Genomic DNA, 18922 nt, shown 5'->3' with positions numbered 1-18922 from the left:
CCCGAAGAATGCCCAACCGGGGGGTCTCTCGCAGCGCGAGCCGCCGACTGCGCGGTCGTGTCATGCCGCCTCGCCGGATCGACGGCCCGCGGGAAGAGGACCGCCATGCCGGACGAAGCAAGGCTGAGCGACCTTTCGGTCGCCGACACCAGCCTGTGGCGTCCACTGGGCTCGCAGGTCCGTTGCACGGACCCGGGCGCCTGGCCGGCGGGGGCGAGCGCGCCGCCGGCAGCTGATGGAACAGGTGGAGCACCGGCATCGTGAAGCCGGCACCCGCCCCACCCGCCTCGGCAGCGCCGCGGCCGGCCGGCACCCGGGAGAACGACCCGCGCGGCCGGGCTCACACCAGGCTCTGCATCACCTTCCGGGCAGCTCGCTGGCCCGACGCCGCGGCCACGGCCAATGAGGGGTCGCCGAGGTAGTCGCCCGCGAAGCAGATCGGACCGAGCGGAGCGCGTAGGGTCTGCTGGGACGCGTCGCGCTTGCCCGGCTCCCAGTAGGACACCACGCGCGGCTGCCGCTTCACGACCACGCGGTCGATCTGGCCGTCGAGCTCCGGGAACATCCCGATCAGGTCGCGGAGGAACGCGTCCTCGATCTCCTCGTCGGAGAGTTTGCCCAGCCGGTCGGCCAAGGACCCGCCGGACAGCAGCGCCAGGGCGCCGCCCGGCTTCCGGGGGCCCTGGGCTCGCAGCGGTGCCGCGTGATTGAACACCATCTGGAAGGACAGTTCCGGCGTCGAGATGCCGTAGTAGTCGTCCCACCGTTGCGGGCCCTGCTCCTTGGTGAAGACCCCGGCCAGGATGTAGCGGCCGTACTTGATGTCGGTCAGCGCCGAGTACTGGGCGTCCGGCAGGTCGGGCATGATCTCGACGGCCCGGTCCGCGGGGGTGGCGACGACGGCACGCTTCGCCGTCAGCCGTGCCGGACCGGCCGCGTCGACGTACTCGACGGTCACGCTGTCGTCGGCCCAGGTGATCCGCTGCACCTCGGCGCCGAGCCGCAGCCGGTCACCGAGGTCCTGAGCGAGCGCGTCGGTGAAGGCCTGGTTGCCTCCGACCGGAAGGGCGAAATTCGGCACCTCCGCCGCCTTTTCGAGGGCGGTGCCGATCGAGGTGGCGAGCTGCCGCGCCGCGGTCTCCTCGGGGTCGCAGCCGATCCACTGGCCGGACCAGGCATTGAACAGGGCGATCAGCTCCGGGGACCGGACCCCTGCCATCAGCGCCTCGACGCCCGACTGGGAGTCCAAGCGAGCCCGGACCGCGCGCGCGGCCTCGGCGTTCTTCCCGAAGAGGCGGGCGCACGCGTACTTGATGCGCAGCCCGACCCGCGCCAGCTCGACTTTGGCTGCGAGCGGCATGCGCGAGCGCAGCAAGAGCAGAGGCGCGCTGTCGGTGGTCACCATCCGGCCCTTGAGGTACAGCGCCGCCTTCCGGCCGGCGAGCGAGCCGCGCTCGATCCGGTAGCGGTCCATGACGTCGAAGAGCGGTCCCCCGCCCTCGGTGAACTGAGTGCCGATGTTGAGCCAGTAGTCCCCGTGGCGGACCGACTCGACGCGGCCACCGGCTCTCGTCGCGGCTTCCAGGACCACGACGTCGGTCGACTCGGCTGCCAGTGTCGAGCCGGCCATGAGGCCGGCGGCACCGGCACCCACGACGACGACCTCGCACTGCTGTTCGCGGATGTTCCCCTTACTCTGCATCGGGCGATCGTGCTCTCCGGTCGGCGTCGCGGGCTCCCGCACCGCGGCGAGGCGCCCGGTCGGGGGATGCCGCCGGGACCGGCCCGCCTCTCTCCCCCAGCCGGGTGCCGCTCGACCGCAGCCCGGCCGCCCGGGGGCATGGAGCGGTTTGCTGCCCTCCGGCCATCGCGCCGCGCACTGCCGATCGAGACCGGGCCACCGGTTCACTGAGGAGGAGCTCTCCACCATGGGTGACGCCACCGTTTTCGCCGTGCTGAAGGAGCAGGCCGAGCAAGCACCTGATGCTCCGGTCCTCCTGATCGACGGCAAGGAGTACGCGCGGGCCGAGCTGTTCGAGTCGGTCCACGCCCTTGCAGCCGGCCTGCGGGCGCTCGGTCTCGACCCCGGCGACCGAGGCCTGATCGTGTCGGACAACAGGCTCGAGACCGTGGTGGCATGGCTGGGAGTCGACTCCGCCCGGATGATCGACGTCCCGATCAACCCGGAGGCCCGCGGCGCGTTCCTCGAGTACCTCGTCAGCGACTGCGGCCCGCGGGTGATGATCGGGCTCCCGGAGTACCTGCGTGCGGTGGCCGAGGTCGTCCCCGAGCACCCCGAGTTCGCCGTACTGATCGACCCCGACGACGGCGACCTGCCGTTCGGGACGGGCACCCGGCACCTCACCTTCGACGAGGTGATCGAGCTGGGCCGCGACGGCACCGTGGAGCCGCCGCTCGAGAGCGACATCGCGACGATGATCTACACCTCCGGCACGACCGGGCCCTCCAAGGGAGTGCTGCTGCCTCACGCCTACCAGGTCACCTGGGCCCGCCGCGGCTCGTCCGCCCTCGGCATGGAGCCGGGGCAGACCGTGTACACGCCCGAGCCCCTGTTCCACTCCGACGCACGGTCGTACGTACTCGCCGCCCTTCTCACCGGCGGCCGGGTGGCCCTCGGCAAACGATTCAGTGTGAGCCGGTACTGGGACGAGGTGCGCGCCGCCGACGCGTCGTACTTCGGGTACCTCGGCACCATGCTGTCGATGCTGTACGCCGCCACGCCCACCGATGCCGATCGCGACCACCCGGCAGTGATCGGCTCCGGCGGCGGTGTGCCCGCAGCGCTCCAGAGGGATTTCGAGGAGCGCTACGGCGTCAGGCTGATCGAGATGTACGGCATGACCGAGGCGCTCTGCATCACGATGAACACACCGGAGCACAACCGGATCGGCTCGGTGGGCGTGCCCACCCCGGAGGTCGAGGTGCAACTGGTCGACGCGGAGGACAAGCCGGTACCCGTCGGGGAGATCGGCGAGCTCATCGTGCGACCCCGGTCGCCGCACATCATGATGGCCGGCTACTGGAACAAGCCGGAGGCGACCATCGCAGCCTGGCGCAACCTGTGGTTCCACACCGGCGACCGGATGCGGGCTGACGAGGACGGCTTCCTCTACTACATCGGACGGCTCAAGGACTCGATCCGCCGGAGGGGCGAGAACGTGTCGGCGTGGGAGGTCGAGGGCGCGGCCAACAAGCACGACGACGTGCTCGCCGCCGCCGCCATCGGCGTGCCGTCGGAGCTCGGCGAGGAGGACGTCGCGATCCTCGTCGTCCCCCGGGAAGGGCGCACGATCGATCCGCCCGCGCTGCGCGACTTCCTGGCCGCCGACCTCCCCAAGCACGCCGTTCCCCGCTTCATCGAGGTGGTCGACGACCTCCCGCGGACACCCACCGAGCGGGTCAACAAGGACAAGGTGCGCTCCCGCGGCATCAGTGCAGCGGCGTGGGACAACGAGGTTCCCCGGGCGTAGGCACGGGGCCCGAACGCCCGCACGCGAGCCGCACTCCCCCAACTGGGCGGATCCCGACGTCGGCCGCGACGGTGCCAGGTCGCACGACCTACGTTTCGCCGCACCGGCTTTTCGCCAAGTCACTCTGGAGGAGCGATGAGTTCGATCAACGACCCCGGTTTCACGGTCGCGGACATGGAGCTGTGGGTCGACGGCCCCCCGCACGAGGTCTTCGCCGAGATGCGCGGCAAGTGCCCGGTGCACCACTCGCCCGGCATCGCCAGCCTGCCCGAGGCGCCCGGGTTCTGGTCGATCACGAAGGCCGAGGACATCGCGAAGATCAGCCGTGACTGGAAGACGTTCTCCTCCCACCGTGAGGGGGCTGTCGACCTGACCTGGGAGGGCATGCCCGAGGACCTCAAGGAACTGTCCAAGATGGACATGATCAACCTGGACCCGCCGCGGCACGACCGGCTCAAGCAGCTCTTCCTCGCCGGCTTCACCCAGGAGCGCATCGCGGCCGAGGAGGTCAAGGTCCGTGAGGCCGTCGCGAACGTGCTCGACCGCCTCGACGGCAAGGAGACCTGCGACCTCGTCAACGACGTCGCCAAACCCATCGTCGCCCGGGTCATCCACGGATTCATGGGCATCCCCGCGCAGGACGACGCCCGCTGGATCCACAACATCAGCCGCTACATCGCCCTCGACGACCCGCACTTCAACCCCGGCGGCCTCGAGGAGTGGCTCACGGTCTTCATCCCCGGCCTGATCGAGCAGTGCGTGGCGCTCATCGAGGACCGCAAGGCCAACCCTGGCGACGACCTCATCAGCATCCTCGTCAACGCGGAGGTCGAGGGTGACCGGCTCACCGACGACGAGATCGTCGCGGGCATGCTGCTGCTCTTCGCCGCGGGCAACGACAGCACCATGGCGACGTACACCAGCGCGATGATCGCGCTGATCCAGAATCCCGACGAGCGCCAAAAGGTCCTCGACGACCCGTCGCTGGTGCCCAGCGTCGTCGAGGAGGCGCTCCGGATGTTCCCCGCGTTCACGTTGATGCGACGCACGGCGACGAAGGACACCGAGGTCGGGGGGCAGGCGATCAAGGAGGGCGACCAGGTCGTCCTGTTCTACCCGTCGGCGAACCGCGACGAGGACAAGTACGAGGACCCGGACCGCTTCGACGTCACCCGCAACCCCGAGCACCAGGCGTTCGGGGCCGGCGGCCGCCACTTCTGTCTCGGCAACGCGCTGGCCCGCCTCGAGCTGCGGCTGATGGTCGGGGAGACGCTCAAGCGCTACCCGCGGATGGAGATCGCCGGCGACGCGCCGTTCACCGCGTCGTTCTTCGTCAACCAGCGCCAGACGCTCCCGGTCCGGCTGGGCCCCCGCGCGAACTGACCTGACCCACCACCGGACAGGAAGTGGAGAACCCGTGTCAGACACCACCGCAGGAACCAAGACGTACGACGTGGCCGTGCTCGGCTGTGGGCTGCTGGGCTCGGCCCTCGCCCGCAACTTCGCGGCACAGGGCCTGAAGACCGCCGCCTGGAACCGCACACCGGCCAAGGCCGAGACGCTCGCGGGAGACGGCGTGAGCGCACTCCACGACATCGACGAGGTCGTGCGCTCGTCGAGGCTCGTCGTGGCCGTCACGTCGACGTACGCGACCACCCGCGAGGCCATCGCGGGTGCCACCGACTGGACCGGCACCGCCCTGGTCAACGTCGGCACCGGCACGCCCACCGAGGCGGAGGAGATGAAGACCTGGGCCGAGGAACGCGGTGTCCCCTACCTCGACGGGGCGGTGCTCTGCTACCCACAGCAGATCGGCACCGAGGAGGGCATGGTCCTCTACTCGGGCTCCCCTGAGACCTGGGCGGAGCACGAGCGCACCCTGACGGCCCCCGGCCCCTACTCCGCGCGCGTCTCCGACGACGTGAAGGCGGCGAGCGTCCTCGACGCCGCGATCATCGCCGGGTTCTACTCCGCCGCCCTGAGCGCGTACGTCGAGGCCTCGACCTACGCGCTCGACCAGGGTGTCGACCCGGAGACCCTGAACGCCATCAGCGAGCTGGCGTTCCAGACCCTGGCCGCCACCGCGAAGGAGGCCGTGGGCGCCATCGCGAGCGACCAGCACACGACCGACGTGGCCACGCTCGGTGTCTACGCCGCGGGGTGTCGCGCCGCCCTCGGCACCATGCGGTCGGCCGGCCACAAGGCCCGGCTGCTCGCGGCCGCCGTGGAGAACCTCGCCGAGGCCGAGAAGGCCGGCCTCGGCGAGCTCGGGTTCTTCGCCTCTACGAAGGTCGCCCGCGCCGACGCCTGACCCTCCCCACCGTCGAGGCGCCGAGCCCTGGACCGCGGACCCACCCAACTGGGCGGGTCCTCGCGCAACCTCCCGCTGCGCGCGGTCCGGGGCTCTCTGCCTGCGGCGCATGGGCAAGACACCGATCCTCGGTGCCCGGGGCAACCTGAGCGGGCTGCCCGCCCGGCTACGCGCTTCCCGCGGAGGTGCTGGTCGTGACCCCGACTTCGTCACCGACAAGCCCGTGAATCGGCTGGACGGCCGGTTCGAACTGCTCCGAGAGGGCAACCGGAACCTGCCGCACAGCCACCAGACGCTCCACGCCCTGGTGGACAGGAGCCACGACGTCGGCGACGCCGAGTTCGAAGCGGCGTTCGCGCGCGGCACCGCCCTGGGCCCAGATCGCCGGCCTGGTCACCAATCCAGTCTGTCGACGGCCGCCGACCACTCCCCCAGGTGGGCACACTGCGGGCTTCGCGGCCACCCCATCGGTCCGCTGCGAGCACGATGCGGTCATGACTTCCTCAACTTCTGAACAGGTCGCGCCGAAGAGGGTGCTCGTGACCGGCGGTGCCGGCGAGATGGGCGCGTACGCCTGCGGCGTGCTCGCCAAGGCCGACGAGATCGCCAAGGTGGTCGTCGCCGATCGCGACGAGGAGAAGGCGGTCAAGCTCGCCGCCGACCTCGGCGCGAAGGCCACCCCGCTGGCCCTCGACATCTCGGACTCGGAGGCGCTGGCGAAGGCGCTGGCCGACGTCGACTTCGTGCTCAACTGCGCGGGCCCGTTCTACCGCTTCGGTCGCGAGGTCCTCAGCGCCGCCATCGCGGCCGGCACCGACTACCTCGACATCTGCGACGACTGGGAGCCCACCCTGGAGATGCTCGAGCTGGACGACGCCGCGCGTGCGGCCGGCGTCACGGCCGTGATCGGCATGGGCGCCAGCCCGGGCACCAGCAACCTGCTCGCCGTCCTGGCGATGAACGAGTGCGACACCGTCGACCGGGTCTACACGTCGTGGCGTGCCTCCGCGGCCCACTTCCCCCGACCCACCGCCGACCGGGAGTTCCCCGAGGCGACCGCTGCCATCGAGCACTGGGTGCACAACTGCACCGAGCCGATCAAGATCTGGCGCGACGGTGGCCTTGTCGACGCGCACGCCCTCGAGGAGCTGACGCTCGCCTACCCCGGGTGGGGCGAGGACGCGGTCTGGGTGTGCGGCCACCCCGAACCGCTCACCCTTCCGAGGATCCGGCCCGAGGTGCGGGAGTCGCTCAACGTGATGAGCGCCCGCCGGGGACTCATGGACGGCATCAGCGGCATCGCCGACCGCGTCCGCGCCGGAGAACTGAACGTCCGCCAGGCCTCCGACGAGCTGCTGCGTCGGCCGAACCTCAGCGGCAAGGCCGCCGGCCCGTCGCCGAGCCTGCCCAGCAACATCTTCGCCATCGCGGAGGGCACCAAGGACGGAACCCGCGTCCGCGTCGGCGCGCAGGCCCTGGTGCAGCCGGAGGGCAACATGGGCGAGATGACCGGGATCCCGCTGGCCGTCGCGACGCTGATGGCGGCCCGCGGCCAGGTGAGCAGGCCGGGCGTCCACGGACCCGAGGGCGCCATCGACCCGAAGATCTTCTTCAACGACCTGGCGCAGTTCGCCGACGAGCCTCCCGCGCCCGGCGCCGCGGTGTACGAGGTCGTCACGGACGTTCTCGACAGCTGACGACGCGCCGCCGCGCAGGCTCCCCACCACCAAGGAAGGCAGGTCGTCCGGATCACGGCGGCCGCCTGCCTGGCGCCATGCTCGCCGGGCCGGCCCCGGCCGGGTGCCGGTTTCGTGGCCATTGCCAAGGCACTGGTGTGGCCGTGCCGTGGCCGCCCTCCTCGACCGCCACACCCGCCGCGCCGTGACGACCGCGCTGGTCGTCGACTCGGCGATCGCGATCGTCCAACCCTCCGGTCTCAGCCCGCAGACCCCGTTCGCCGGGCGCCGCATGTCCGACCTGGCCTACTGAGCGGGAGCTTGGTGGGGCTCCTGGCGGCAGCGCTCGGCGCGCGCACTCCTCCCGAGAGGTCCACGACCGGCCCGCTCAGTCGTCGCAACCAGACCTGCCTCGTCTGGAAAGTGACCCCAGACATAGGTCACCTGGGTGGGATCGGGCAGCAAGACCACGCCGGGGGCCCGGTGATGCGGCACCGTGACCAGCGCTCGAGCGAACGTGCTCGCGCGCACGACAGAACTCAGCGGCATGAATGGAACAGGTGGCCACGTGGACGAAGCAGGCGGATCTTCCCTCATCTACCTCTCGGGCAGTGGGTGGGCCGACAGGCCGACGACGCTCGAACCGGCCCTGACCGGCGACGTGGAGTGCGACGTCGCTGTGATCGGCGGTGGACTCGGCGGGATGGCGGCCGCGCTACGCCTCGCGGAGCTCGGCCGGGACGTCGTACTCGTCGAGGCCGAGCTCTGTGGCTGGGGAGCCAGCGCCCGCAACGCCGGGTACATCACGCCGACCCTTGGCAACGACCCCCGGATCCTCAACCGCTTCTACGGCGACCGGGTGCGCGGGCTCTACAAGTTCGCCGGCAATGCGGTGGACTTCACCGAGGATCTCATCACCAAGCATGAGATCGACTGCGGTTACCAGCCGACCGGCAACATCGCGGCCGCTCCGACTGCCGCCGCGTTCCGGCACATGGTGGCGCACAGCAGGCCGGGCCGCCGATCGGTCGTGGGCGACGCCGCACAGCTCGGCATCCCGCCGGCCTTCCCGGGCGGCATCCACATCAAGGTCGGCGGCGTCCTGAACCCGGGGCAGCTGGCGCTCGGCATTCGCGAGGTGGTTCGTACATCGGGCATCCGCGTGTTCGAGCGGAGTCCGGTCACCGGCGTCGTCGACACCGGTGACTCCGTGCGGATCGAGCTCCCCGGAGGACGGATCCGGGCCCGCCAGGCGATCCTGACCACCAACGCCTTCACCAACGAGCTGCCGATCGCGCCGCGCAACCTCAGCACTCCCGTCTGGGTGACGGCGGTCGAGACCGAGCCGGTCTCCGCCGAGATGATGGACGCCGCCGGTTGGACGAGTCGCACCCCCATGACGACGAACCATTTCGTGATGCAGAGCTTCCGGCCGACGAACCGCGGCACCATCGTCTTCACCACGCGCCGCCTGCGGACGGCCCGTCGGCCGCGGGCGGACCGGATGCCCGACCAGGCGGTGGTCGACGACCTGATGCGCGGCTTCCGGGAGCGCTTCCCCACGTTGACCGACGTCGCCCCGGCTCGCGCTTGGGGCGGTTGGATCGGGCTCACGCCGTCCAACATGGCGGTCGTAGGACAGGCGACACCCCGCGTCCACTACTCGATGGCCTGCAACGGGCACGGGCTGCCCCAGGCCCCGTACCTCGGCACCCTGCTCGCCGACCACCTCGTCGAGAAGGGCATGCACGACGACCTGGCCGCCGTCTGGCGAGAGTCGCGACGGTTCGCTCCGGGCGTCGTGAACCCGGTTACGCTGCGCCTGGGTTGGCTCGCCGACCGCCTGGGGGACCGAATCGGCCGCCTCCGCCGATGACGTCGGCCTCCCCCGGCCGGGCACCGCTTCAGTCGTTCGGCCCGCGTGCGTCGACGCATGCCGGAAAGTGCCAGGCATCGAAGAGGCCGTGAACCACATGTCGACCCGAAGAGGAGCCTGACCACCCATGTCTGACACCAAGCCGCCCCTGGGCACTGTGATCATCGTCGGCGGCGCCGGCGCGATGGGGCGCTGGGCCGTCCGAGGGATCGCCAAGCTCGGCACGGCCAAGAAGGTGCTGATCGCCGACATCGATGTGTCACGCGCCCAGCAGCTCGCCGATGAGGTCGGCGGTCCGTGCGTGCCCGTGCGCCTCGACGCCACGGACCCGGCAGCGCTGCGGCAGGCGTTCGTCGAGTGCGACGTGGTCCTCAACACCATGGGCCCGTTCTCGAAGTTCGCCAGGCCCATCGTGGAGGCCGCCATCGACTGCGGCTGCGACTACCTGGACATCGACGACGACTGGGAGTCCACGGTCGAGGCGTTCGAGTTCGACGCCCAGGCTCGCGACAAGGGCCTCCGCGTCGTGAAGGGCATCGGCGGCAGCCCGGGCATCTCCAACCTGGCGGCAGCACTGGTCGCCCGGCGGCTCGACAAGGTCACCGAGATCTTCACCGGATGGTCGATGCGTGGCGCGGTGCTGGAGGACGAGCCGGCGTACCCGTCGACCGGTGGTGCCGGCGCGGCCGTCGAGCACTGGCTGATCCAGATCAGCGGCTCGATCCGCGCCTACCGCGACGGCGCCGAGAAGGACATCGAGCCCATCACTCCCGTGGAGCTCTTTTACCCGGGCAAGGGGCAGGTCCAGGCCTACACGGTCGGGCACCCGGAGGCGATCACCCTGCCGCGCTACTTCCCGACGGTCGTCAGCTCGACCAACCTCACGTCCGGCCCGGCGTGGGTCTTCGACCACGCGCGCAGGGTCGCGACCGACTACGACGCGGGCCGGGTGACCCTCGCGGAGGGCGCCGGCCGCCTCGAGGACATGCCCGCGCCCCCGGCCGACGCGCCGCGGACTCGCGACCCGCTCGCCCAGGTCTGGGCCCTGGCCCGCGGCGAGCGCGACGGGGAGCCGCTCGTGATCTCGGTCGAGCCGACGTCGATGCCGCCGGGCAAGATGGGCGGCGGCACCGGCGCGGCGCTGGCGGTGGGACTCGAGCTGTTGCGCCAGGGCCGCATCACCGAGCCCGGCGTGCACGCCCCGGAGGGCGTCATCGACCCCCACGAATTCTTCTCGGTGTTCCTGAAGTTCGTCGAGCCGGCCGTCGCGTCGGTGGAGGATCTCCTGATCATCCACGAAGGCCCGGTGGGCTGATCGACGACCGTGGTGACGCGGGCCTGCGACGACGTCACCACGCCGGGAAGGCCCACCGCCCCCGGCGGTGGGCCTTCCCGGCGTCGTTCGCGGCGAGGAAGTCCTCTGGTCCCGCAGGGCCGCCCGGGTACTGGTGCTGGTGATCGGCGCGGCGATCTGCGCGGCCGGACTGCTGTTCCTGCCCGGGCAGGGGATCGGCGTCCCCCACCACTGTCTCTTCTCCGCAGCCTTGCACCAGTTGGGCGGCGCCACCGTATCCGAGCAGCACCGAGCAGACCACCAGCACCGTGTGGGCCTCGGCCACCGCCGCGACCAGCGCCCCGACGGTGAGGAGGCCTCCCGACAGCAGCGAGATCGAGCGATCGCTGGACATGTCGTTCAGCCGCGGGATCGACACGAACCCGGAGCAGCCGCCAAAGGTGAGCGCGGTGAAGACCCACGTCGCGGCGGCGAGCGATCCGCCGGCACCGCCGAACTCACTGTTGTGAGGAGTGCTGTGACAGCGATGAGGGCGGCGGCCCCGAGCCGAGCTGATCCCCCAACCGGGTGTGATGACCCTCGGGAGACCGGCGCGGCACCGTGTGGTTGGCGAACATCTGGGCATGACGATTCAGAAGGTCAACCCGGACACGATCGCACCGCCGCACGGCCACGCGCAGGTGATCGTCGCGACGGGCAGCAAGCACGTCTACATCTCGGGGCAGATCGCCATCGACGTCGACGAGAAGTTGCTCGGCGAAGGGGACTACGAGACGCAGGGCTACCACACGGTGAAGAACGCCTACGCGGCCATCGCTGCGTCGGGCGCCACTCCGAAGGACGTGGTCCGGGTGATGGTGTACGTCGTCGACCCGACCCAGGAGCACCTCGAGAAGCTCTACGTCGGGCTGGCCAAGGCGACCTCCGAGGCCGGCGGCAGCACCACCGCCATGACCCTGATCGGCGTCGTCGGCCTGTCCACGCCCGGCGCCCTGGTCGAGGCGGACATGACCGCCATCATCGACTGACGAACCGATCGCGTGCACGGAAGCCCATGTCCCCACCGTCGAGCAACGCTGCGACGACGACCCGCGGAGTCGACCCTGCCTGCAAAGCGCCGTCGTGGAGGTATGCACCGGCGCGTTCGGCCGCCGGTACACGGCCAAAGCACTGCGTCGGCTCAGGAATGTGGCCGCCCAAGGTCACGCCGACGTGAATCGACGCGCTGCGCGAGGCGGTACGCGTCCTGTGGGAGGACGCCGTCGTACGGCAGATGTTGTTGCCCAGTGGTGGGTACAGGGGGGCAGGACCGCCCCTGCTCCAAGAACCGCGAAGAGCTCAAGCGCAAGTGAGATCCTCGCCAACCACCCGGCGGCCTCCCGCCTCTACGGCTTGTTGGAGGGCGCGTCGAAGCACCGGCCCCGGCCAGGAGGTCCGCCGACGGGCATAGACCTCGATGCTCTGGTGCGCGAGGTCCAGCGATGGCGGCCAGGACAGCGATGGGTGACAGTCGCGCAGCTGCTCCACGACTTCGAGCTCGCACGGACAGGCGTGGGGACATGCGTGGGGTCGTGGTCGTCGGCCTGACGGAGGAAGGAGGGAAAGAACTGCTCACCCTCCTCACCGACGCCGTCCGCGCGTTCGGCGACGGGCGCAGTGCGGCGCTCCTCGTCGCACCGTCCACGCCTCGCACCACGTGCGTCGTCGGGCCGTCGCGTCTGCACGGCGGGGACGAGGGGCGAGCTCCGGGCCGCCGCTCCCGTGGTTCAGGCGCTCTCACGGCAAGCCGGGAAGGTCCTGTTCCGCCCAGATGGTCTTGCCCGTCCGGGTGTACCTGGTTCCCCAGCGCTGGGTGAGCTGGGCGACCAGAAGCAGGCCGCGTCCGCCCTCGTCGAACATCCGGGCGCGCCTGAGGTGCGGCGCCGTGCTGCTGGTGTCGCAGACCTCGCAGATGAGGCTGCGGTCGTGGATCAACCGCAGGCGGACGGGCGGCCGGCCGTAGCGGATCGCGTTGGTGACCAGTTCGCTGACCACCAACTCGGTGACGAACGCGGCTTCCGTCAGTCCCCATGCGCTCAGCTGACCGACGGCGTCTGCTCGGGCCTGGGCGACGGCCGTGGGCTCAGGCGGGATGTCCCAGGTGGCGACCCGATCGGCCGGCAGCACTCGGGTGCGGGCCAGGAGCAACGCGATGTCGTCGTCGCAGCGTGCGGGAAGCATGGCGCCGAGAACGGCGTCGCAGGCGGCCTGGAGAGAGCCGGCGTGCTGGGCGAGGGCGTGGCGCAACACGTCCAGCCGGTGCGCGGCGTCGCCGTCGCGCCCTCCGATCAGGCCGTCGGTGTAGAGGGCCAGGACGCTGCCTTCGGGCAGTTCGATCTCGGCTGTTTCGAAGGGCAGGCCTCCCAGACCGAGCGGTGGCCCGGCAGGGAGGTCGAGTACGCGCACGGTGTCGTCCGGACCGCACACCAAAGGCAAGGAATGCCCGGCGCGGGCGAGGGCGCAGCGGCGGGAGACCGGGTCGTAGATCGCGTAGAGGCACGTGGCACCGATGTCCCCGGTGGGCTGGGGACCGGAGTCGGAAGGGGCTTCGGTGTTCAGGCGGATGACGACGTCGTCCAGGTGGGTGAGCAGTTCGTCGGGCGGAAGATCGATGTCGGCAAGGGTGCGCACCGCCGTGCGCAGCCGGCCCATGGTGGCGGCGGCCTGAATGCCGCGGCCGACGACATCGCCGATGACCAACGCGATCCGGGCGCCGGAAAGCGGGATGACGTCGAACCAGTCGCCGCCCACCCCGCCCTCGGCGCTGGCGGGCAGGTAACGGGCGGCGACCTCGAGCGCCGTCTGCTCCGCCAGCCGCTGGGGCAACAGGCTGCGCTGGAGGGTCACGGCGGTCGTACGCTCGCGGGTGTAGCGGCGAGCATTGTCGATGCAGACGGCCGTGCGGGCGGTGATCTCCTCCGCCAGCAGCAGGTCATCCGCTCCGAAGGGCTCCGGGTGTCGATGGCGGACGAAGACGGCGATACCGAGGCCGGCGCCACGGGCCCGCAGAGGGACCACCATCATCGAATGAGTCCCCACAGCGCGGAGCCGGGCGGCCTGGGCCGGTTCCTGGTCCGCCCATCGGGCGAGAGCGGGATCGGTCATCCGGTACAGGGCCGGCGCGTCCGCCGCCAACCACTCGGCGGCCGTGGAGGACGCGGGAGAGGTGACCGTCGCTCCCACTTCGACCGCGGACTCGGGCGCGCCCAGAAGGACGGACTGCTGGGCGGTACGACGCATGGTGACCGGGCCGGTCACCGGGCCGGCGGGCAGTTCGTCACCGACGTCGAGGCTGGTCAGCAGGTCGACGCCGGCGAAGTCCGCGAGCCGCGGAACGGCCAGGTCGGCCAGTTGCTGCGCCGTGACGGTCATCTCCAGGCTGGTGCCGATGCGCCTGCCGGCCTCGTTGAGGAGCAGTAGCCGCTGCCGGGCCTCGTACTGCTCGGTGGTGTCCTGCGCCGCGAAGCACACCCCGCACAGGCGGCCGTCCGGGTCGTACAGCGGGGCAAGATGAATCGCCCATGCGTGTTCACGGCACTCGCCCGGCACGCGCAGGTAGATCTCCAGGAACTGCCGCTCACCGGTCTCCACCACGCGGCGCATGGCGCGTTCGATCTTCTCGCACTCCGGGTGCGGTACCGCCTCCGTCACGCGCATCCCGCGCAGCTGATCGCCGGTGAGGCCGACCGCGCGCTCCTCGTCCGCATTGGTCCGTACGTATCGCAGGTCCATGTCGAAGATCGCCAGAATGCACGGCGACTGATCGAAGCACCACTGCACCGGAATACCGTCCACCGGTGGGCGCGGCCTCCGGGCCGCGCCCCACACAAGGAGCCAGTCGTCCCCGTTCCGCCCCACCCGACGGTGGGCGAGCAGCTCCCCCGACACACGGTGGCCGTCTCGGTGCCGCACCGACACCTGACCGCTCCAGCTCAGCCGCCCGACCAGGGATTCTCCGGCAGTCCGGACGTCCCCGGCCAGCAGCTCTGCAACCGGCCGCCCCACGACATCCTCGGACCGGTAGCCGAGCAGACGCCGTGCGCCCTCACTCCACCCGGTCACCGTACCGTGCTCATCGGTAGTGGCCGTGACGACGTCCGCCGCACCGAAAGGCTCGGTGAGCGGATCTTCAGGCGCGGTCCCGTGTCCCGTCATGGCAACTCCTGCAGAGAAGTGCTTCCCTGACAGGGGTACCCGCGCCGGGGCGCGAGGCGCGCACAGTGCTACGGCCAAGTGGAGTGCGGGCGCCAATACATCATCCGCCCAGACCACAGCCGTGGATCACGCCTCCGGTGAGTCTCAGCCCGCCAGCAGCGCACCGGCACCGGGGACCACCGGCTCGAGGTCGAGGGCGCGCAGCGTGCGCCAGACCGTGGCGGCGGACGCGGTCACCACGGGGATGTCGAAGGCGTCCTGGACGGTCTGCAGCGCCGGCAGTGACGGCATCTGCACGCAGGCGCTGAGGACCAGGGCGTCGACGCCCTTGGTGTCCACCGTCCGGGCCAGCTCGGGAAGCCGGCCCGGGTCCAGTCGGCCCACTTCCAGGTTGTCCGGTACCTCCAGACTCAGCGCGTCGTGCACCTGCAGGCCCTCGGCCTCGAGGTAGTCGCAGACCATGCCGGTCAGCGGCTTCATGTAGGGCGCGATGACGGAGATCCGCTTCGCTCCCACATGATGCAGCGCCTCGGCGAGCGCGCCCGCCGACGAGAGCACCGCAGGCGCCTTGCGGTCGCCCACCGCGGCGGCGGCCGCGGCGCTGAGGCGTTCCTCGCTGCGGCGGTGGTATCCGTCGCCCTGCGCCATGATGGCGACGAGACACGCGTACGCCATGACGTCCACATCGGCGTCGGCGAGCTCGACGGCGCAGCGGTCGGAGGCGGCGTCCATCGCGGCCAGCTCATCGGGAGTGACCTGCTGCATGCGCATGCGGGCGGAGTGGAAGGTGAAGCGTTCCGGACGGATCTTCTCGCGAGCCTGCAGCATGGCGGGGATCTCCGTCTCCATGGTCGTGTTGGAGCTCGGGACGATCATGCCTATGCGGTGGCTGGTGTTCATGGGGGTGCCCTTTCGAGGGGGAAGAAGGAGTGGTGCGGGCACGCCGGGACAGGCCGCGGCGCGACCGGCGGGTCGTCGCGGCCTGGGGTGACGGGCGTGTGCGGGGTCAGTCGGCGGGACGGTGCTCGACGTTGGCGGTGCGGGCGTAGGGCATGGCGACCGCGCCCGGTCGCACCCACTCGAGGCGCACGGGTCGGGTGACGCTGCCGTCCGGCTCGTGTTCCAGCCGCAGGCCGAGGCCCCTGGCGGCCGTGAGGAGGGAGTCGAACCGGTAGTCCGGGTCTATGTCCAACGCCATGCCGAGGGCTGCGTCGATCAGATGGAGCTCGAGCAACTGGCGGGCACGCTCGCCCTCTTGGGCGCGGACGGACTCCAGGAACTGGCGGTCGACCTGGGTGAAGTGCCCCGGGACGGCGGGCCGGGACATGTACAGCCGCTGGTGGCGGAAGATCCGCGAGTACTGCTGGTTCGTGATCTCCGCGAGCAGGGGCGGGTAGCGGTGCAGCAGGACGGCATGGAACTGCAGGTGGGCCTTTTGGAAGTCCCGGGTGCGCTCGGCCAGTCGCTCCATCTCCTCCAAGGCCTCGGCCATGGCCTTGATGTCGTGCTCCGTGATCTCCTTGACCAGGGCCGCCACCAGCGGGGGTTCCATCAGCAGCCGCGCCGCGTACGACTGCTCGGCCTGCTCGTGATGGGCGGGGCTGACCGTCATGCCACGGTTGGCCTCTGCGACGACGAGCCCGTCGGCCTCCAGGCGATGGAGGGCCTCGCGCAACGGGGTGCGGCTGACACTGAGCTCGTCGGCCACGGCCTGCTGCGACAGCCTGACGCCCGGTGCGTAGGTGCCGTCGACGATGCGGTCGCGCAGCTCGAGGTAGATCTCCTCGACGGTGCGCCCTGACCTGGCCATCAGTTGCCGTCCTCCTCGTCGGAGCCGAACTGGACGGCGAACAGCTCGCTGAACCGCTCGGGGTCCTGGGCCGCGACGATCTCCAGCTGCATGGCGTCCAGCAGGATGCGGTAGCCCCGCTTGGGAACCTCGATCTCCAGCCGCTCGCCCTGGGGTGTGAAGACCTTGCGGAGCCGGACGCCGGTGAACTCGTTGCCGATGCCGATCCAGTCGCCGTGACGGACGATGCCGTCGTCTTGTCGGTCACTCATCTCGCGGGCTCCTGGTTCGGCTCGGTTCGGCGGGCGGCGCCGGCGCTCAGTCGTGCGGGGGTGCGGGCGTAGGCGTCGGCGCGGACCTGCTTCAGGACCGGCAGCGCGGCCCTGGCCTTCGCCACCTCGCCGAGGTCGAGGTCGACGACGCGGTGGGCGAAGGCGGCCTCTCCCAGGTCGGCGATGATCTCGCCCCAGGGAGCGACGGCCATGGCGTGACCGTACGTCTCGAAGGCGTCCCCGCCGGGCGGCTCGCCGTGGACCGTGGCGGACGCCACGACGAAGGCGCCGTTCTCGATCGCGCGGGAACGCAGCAGCACCTCCCAGTGGGCGCCGCCGGTGGTGCGGGTGAAAGCGGCGGGGACGAGCAGGACCTCGGCGCCGGCGCGGGCGAGGGAGCGGTACAGCTCGGGGAAGCGCACGTCGTAGCAGATGGTGATGCCCACCGTGACGCCGTTCACCTCCAGCAGCAGCGGCTCGGAGCCGGCTCGTTCCACACCGGACGCTTCGAAGGAGCGTCCGTCGACCGTCGCGTCGAACAGGTGAATCTTGTCATACGAGCCGAGCACCGCTCCGTCCCTGTCGATGACCAGCGCGGAGTTGCTGACGCGGTCGGACCTGCGGTGCTTCATACCGCCGAGCACCACGACGGTACCGGTTTCCCGCGCTGCCTCGCGCAGCTCCATGATCTCCGCGGAGTCGGCGGTGAACGCGCGCTCGCGCATCTCGCCGCCGGTGCCGAGCATCAGCCCGTTCTCCGGGAGCAGCACCAGGTCGGCGCCGTCGGCCGCCGCCCGGGCGACGGCCGTGCGGGCGTGGACGGTGTTGCGCGCGGGATCGCTGGTGGCGTGCCACTGGGTCAGGCCGACCCGCAGGGTACGGCGGTCACTCATCGTGGCCGCCCCGCTCCGGAAGCACCATGTTGACGACCGCCCAGCCGCCCCCGGACGCCTCCATCGGCTCGTAGGCGTAAACCTCGCCGCGCACGCCCGGGCCGACCATGCCCAACATGATGAGCCAGTTGGGGAACTCGTACTGACCGTGGTCGAGCAGGGCATACGGCTCGAGGTTGGCGATGTCGGTGCCGCGGCCGGCCTGGAGCATCCGCAGCAGGTAGGTGTCGAACTCCACGTCGGCCTTGCCGAACTTGCCCGGGTCCAGCCAGTGCGACAGGCCGCCGGTGGCCAGCACGGCCACCCGCAGCTCGCGCGAGGCCACGACGTCGCGCAGCACCTCGCCGAACACGCGGGCGCCGAACGGCGAGAAGGACCGGCCGGGCTGGGTGACGATCGGGACCACCGGCAGGTCCGGGCGTGGCAGCAGCAGTCGCAGCGGCACGATCTGGCCGTGGTCCAGGGGGAAGTCGGGGCACTCCTCGACCTCCAGGCCTTCGGCGCGGACCGCGTTCGCCATCGCCCGGGCGAAGTTCGGCGCGCCGGTGACGGTCAGGTCGAGGTCGGGGCGCTTGAAGAACTCCATGGAGCCGGAGTACGACTCGCCGGTGCCGATGACGTACGCGCCGGTGCGGAAGGACTGGAAGTGGCAGTCGGCGGTGATCAGCAGGACGTCCGGGTCGGCCGCCGCGAGGTCCTTGCGCAGCCGCTCGTAGCCCGCCGTCAGCCGTGCGACCGCATCCGGCGGATCGATCTCCGGTCTGGCCAGCAGGTCGGGGACGTGTGAGGCCCCGCCGGCGAACACCAGGTTGGCCGGAACGTCCGGGGCGGGCAGCGGCGAGCTGGTGTCGACGTGGAACGCCCCGCTGCTGGTCGAGTCACCCAGGTCGTCGGCGAACCAGCGGCTGACCAGGATGGTGATGCCGTCGGGCAGGCCCGCTGAGCGGAGCCGGTCGCGGTCGCCCGAGGCGATGACGCCGGACCACTCGGCGTCGAGGCCGAGGCCGGCGCCGACCGACACCGCGTCGGCGCGGAAGGAGCGGAGCAGTTCCTGGTCCCGGGCGAGCGTGAGGATCGCCTGCTCCAGAGTCGTGCGGTCCACGGTGCCTCCTTTGGCTGTGGAATG

Annotated in this window: 17 protein-coding genes; 8 read left to right on the top strand and 9 right to left on the bottom strand. The window is 70.9% G+C overall.

Translation table 11 applies throughout. The features are described 5' to 3' along the window. Positions 1-340: 340 nt before the first annotated feature. Entirely contained in the window at positions 341-1702 is a 1362-nt protein-coding gene (locus tag SRB17_RS09000; RefSeq protein ID WP_153536569.1) for a flavin monoamine oxidase family protein, read from the bottom strand. A gap of 226 nt (positions 1703-1928) precedes the next feature. On the opposite strand from SRB17_RS09000, the gene SRB17_RS08995 reads away from it, so the two are divergent. The 3 genes from SRB17_RS08995 to SRB17_RS08985 all read left to right on the top strand — a co-directional run bounded on the left by SRB17_RS08995 (position 1929) and on the right by SRB17_RS08985 (position 5802). Then, positions 1929-3491, top strand: coding sequence for an AMP-binding protein (locus SRB17_RS08995; protein ID WP_194293951.1), 1563 nt, complete (start codon positions 1929-1931; stop codon positions 3489-3491). Positions 3492-3626: 135 nt separating this feature from the next. Continuing rightward, positions 3627-4874, top strand: a complete 1248-nt coding sequence (locus SRB17_RS08990) for a cytochrome P450 (protein ID WP_153536565.1) — start codon at positions 3627-3629, stop codon at positions 4872-4874. A 34-nt stretch (positions 4875-4908) separates the two neighbouring features. Beyond that, positions 4909-5802 carry an NAD(P)-binding domain-containing protein gene (locus tag SRB17_RS08985; protein WP_194293950.1) on the top strand — a complete coding sequence of 298 codons (894 nt, stop codon included), beginning with the start codon at positions 4909-4911 and terminating at the stop codon, positions 5800-5802. A 166-nt stretch (positions 5803-5968) separates the two neighbouring features. Here the strand turns inward: SRB17_RS08985 and SRB17_RS08980 are convergent, their stop codons facing one another. Further along, the gene (locus tag SRB17_RS08980) at positions 5969-6199 is read right to left on the bottom strand and encodes a hypothetical protein (RefSeq protein ID WP_153536561.1); all 231 of its coding nucleotides are present in this window, start codon (positions 6197-6199) and stop codon (positions 5969-5971) included. 97 nt (positions 6200-6296) lie between these two features. Here SRB17_RS08980 and SRB17_RS08975 point away from each other — a divergent pair, with 97 nt between their 5' ends. From SRB17_RS08975 to SRB17_RS08960, 4 genes are all read left to right on the top strand, one after another. Continuing rightward, on the top strand, positions 6297-7499 hold the full coding sequence (locus SRB17_RS08975) for a saccharopine dehydrogenase family protein (protein WP_153536559.1): 1203 nt from the start codon (positions 6297-6299) through the stop codon (positions 7497-7499). Positions 7500-7647: 148 nt separating this feature from the next. Next, entirely contained in the window at positions 7648-7791 is a 144-nt protein-coding gene (locus tag SRB17_RS08970) for a hypothetical protein (protein ID WP_153536557.1), read from the top strand. 255 nt (positions 7792-8046) lie between these two features. Continuing rightward, entirely contained in the window at positions 8047-9354 is a 1308-nt protein-coding gene (locus SRB17_RS08965; RefSeq protein ID WP_323375205.1) for an FAD-binding oxidoreductase, read from the top strand. A gap of 127 nt (positions 9355-9481) precedes the next feature. Next, a complete protein-coding gene (locus SRB17_RS08960) occupies positions 9482-10669 on the top strand; it encodes a saccharopine dehydrogenase family protein (protein WP_153536553.1) in 1188 nt (395 codons plus the stop codon). 34 nt (positions 10670-10703) lie between these two features. Here the strand turns inward: SRB17_RS08960 and SRB17_RS08955 are convergent, their stop codons facing one another. Beyond that, positions 10704-11042: a hypothetical protein gene (locus SRB17_RS08955; RefSeq protein WP_153536551.1), complete on the bottom strand. Its 339-nt coding sequence runs from the start codon at positions 11040-11042 to the stop codon at positions 10704-10706. Between the two features lie 229 nt (positions 11043-11271). Between SRB17_RS08955 and SRB17_RS08950 the strand changes: the two genes are divergently transcribed. Beyond that, a complete protein-coding gene (locus SRB17_RS08950) occupies positions 11272-11676 on the top strand; it encodes a Rid family hydrolase (RefSeq protein WP_194293949.1) in 405 nt (134 codons plus the stop codon). Positions 11677-12424: 748 nt separating this feature from the next. On the opposite strand, the gene SRB17_RS08945 is transcribed toward SRB17_RS08950, so the two are convergent. From SRB17_RS08945 to SRB17_RS08920, 6 genes are all read right to left on the bottom strand, one after another. Beyond that, positions 12425-14842: a SpoIIE family protein phosphatase gene (locus SRB17_RS08945; RefSeq protein ID WP_153536547.1), complete on the bottom strand. Its 2418-nt coding sequence runs from the start codon at positions 14840-14842 to the stop codon at positions 12425-12427. A gap of 144 nt (positions 14843-14986) precedes the next feature. Further along, positions 14987-15742 (bottom strand): aspartate/glutamate racemase family protein, encoded by a 756-nt coding sequence (locus SRB17_RS08940; RefSeq protein ID WP_153536545.1) that lies wholly within the window; start codon positions 15740-15742, stop codon positions 14987-14989. A 106-nt stretch (positions 15743-15848) separates the two neighbouring features. Continuing rightward, positions 15849-16652 carry a GntR family transcriptional regulator gene (locus SRB17_RS08935; protein ID WP_153536543.1) on the bottom strand — a complete coding sequence of 268 codons (804 nt, stop codon included), beginning with the start codon at positions 16650-16652 and terminating at the stop codon, positions 15849-15851. Beyond that, positions 16652-16903 (bottom strand): hypothetical protein, encoded by a 252-nt coding sequence (locus SRB17_RS08930; RefSeq protein WP_153536541.1) that lies wholly within the window; start codon positions 16901-16903, stop codon positions 16652-16654. Before SRB17_RS08930 ends, SRB17_RS08935 begins: the two co-directional genes overlap by 1 nt. Next, complete coding sequence (locus tag SRB17_RS08925; RefSeq protein ID WP_153536539.1) at positions 16900-17796, bottom strand: nitrilase-related carbon-nitrogen hydrolase; 897 nt, start codon at positions 17794-17796, stop codon at positions 16900-16902. Before SRB17_RS08925 ends, SRB17_RS08930 begins: the two co-directional genes overlap by 4 nt. Next, positions 17789-18898 carry a hypothetical protein gene (locus SRB17_RS08920; protein WP_323375204.1) on the bottom strand — a complete coding sequence of 370 codons (1110 nt, stop codon included), beginning with the start codon at positions 18896-18898 and terminating at the stop codon, positions 17789-17791. Before SRB17_RS08920 ends, SRB17_RS08925 begins: the two co-directional genes overlap by 8 nt. Between the last annotated feature and the right edge of the window lie 24 nt (positions 18899-18922).

The organism is Streptomyces sp. RB17, assembly GCF_009604455.1.
In the GTDB taxonomy this organism is placed as follows: domain Bacteria; phylum Actinomycetota; class Actinomycetes; order Streptomycetales; family Streptomycetaceae; genus Streptomyces.
Note: the sequence above shows the minus strand (reverse complement) of the source record. Positions and strands in the feature narration are given on the sequence as shown.

Coding starts and splice junctions, on each gene's coding strand:
- SRB17_RS08940 (WP_153536545.1), bottom strand. CDS start 15,742: ATGAACACCAGCCACCGCATAGGCATGATCGTCCCGAGCTCCAACACG.
- SRB17_RS08960 (WP_153536553.1), top strand. CDS start 9,482: ATGTCTGACACCAAGCCGCCCCTGGGCACTGTGATCATCGTCGGCGGC.
- SRB17_RS08975 (WP_153536559.1), top strand. CDS start 6,297: ATGACTTCCTCAACTTCTGAACAGGTCGCGCCGAAGAGGGTGCTCGTG.
- SRB17_RS08930 (WP_153536541.1), bottom strand. CDS start 16,903: ATGAGTGACCGACAAGACGACGGCATCGTCCGTCACGGCGACTGGATC.
- SRB17_RS08950 (WP_194293949.1), top strand. CDS start 11,272: ATGACGATTCAGAAGGTCAACCCGGACACGATCGCACCGCCGCACGGC.
- SRB17_RS08935 (WP_153536543.1), bottom strand. CDS start 16,652: ATGGCCAGGTCAGGGCGCACCGTCGAGGAGATCTACCTCGAGCTGCGC.
- SRB17_RS09000 (WP_153536569.1), bottom strand. CDS start 1,702: ATGCAGAGTAAGGGGAACATCCGCGAACAGCAGTGCGAGGTCGTCGTC.
- SRB17_RS08995 (WP_194293951.1), top strand. CDS start 1,929: ATGGGTGACGCCACCGTTTTCGCCGTGCTGAAGGAGCAGGCCGAGCAA.
- SRB17_RS08990 (WP_153536565.1), top strand. CDS start 3,627: ATGAGTTCGATCAACGACCCCGGTTTCACGGTCGCGGACATGGAGCTG.
- SRB17_RS08945 (WP_153536547.1), bottom strand. CDS start 14,842: ATGACGGGACACGGGACCGCGCCTGAAGATCCGCTCACCGAGCCTTTC.
- SRB17_RS08955 (WP_153536551.1), bottom strand. CDS start 11,042: ATGTCCAGCGATCGCTCGATCTCGCTGCTGTCGGGAGGCCTCCTCACC.
- SRB17_RS08925 (WP_153536539.1), bottom strand. CDS start 17,796: ATGAGTGACCGCCGTACCCTGCGGGTCGGCCTGACCCAGTGGCACGCC.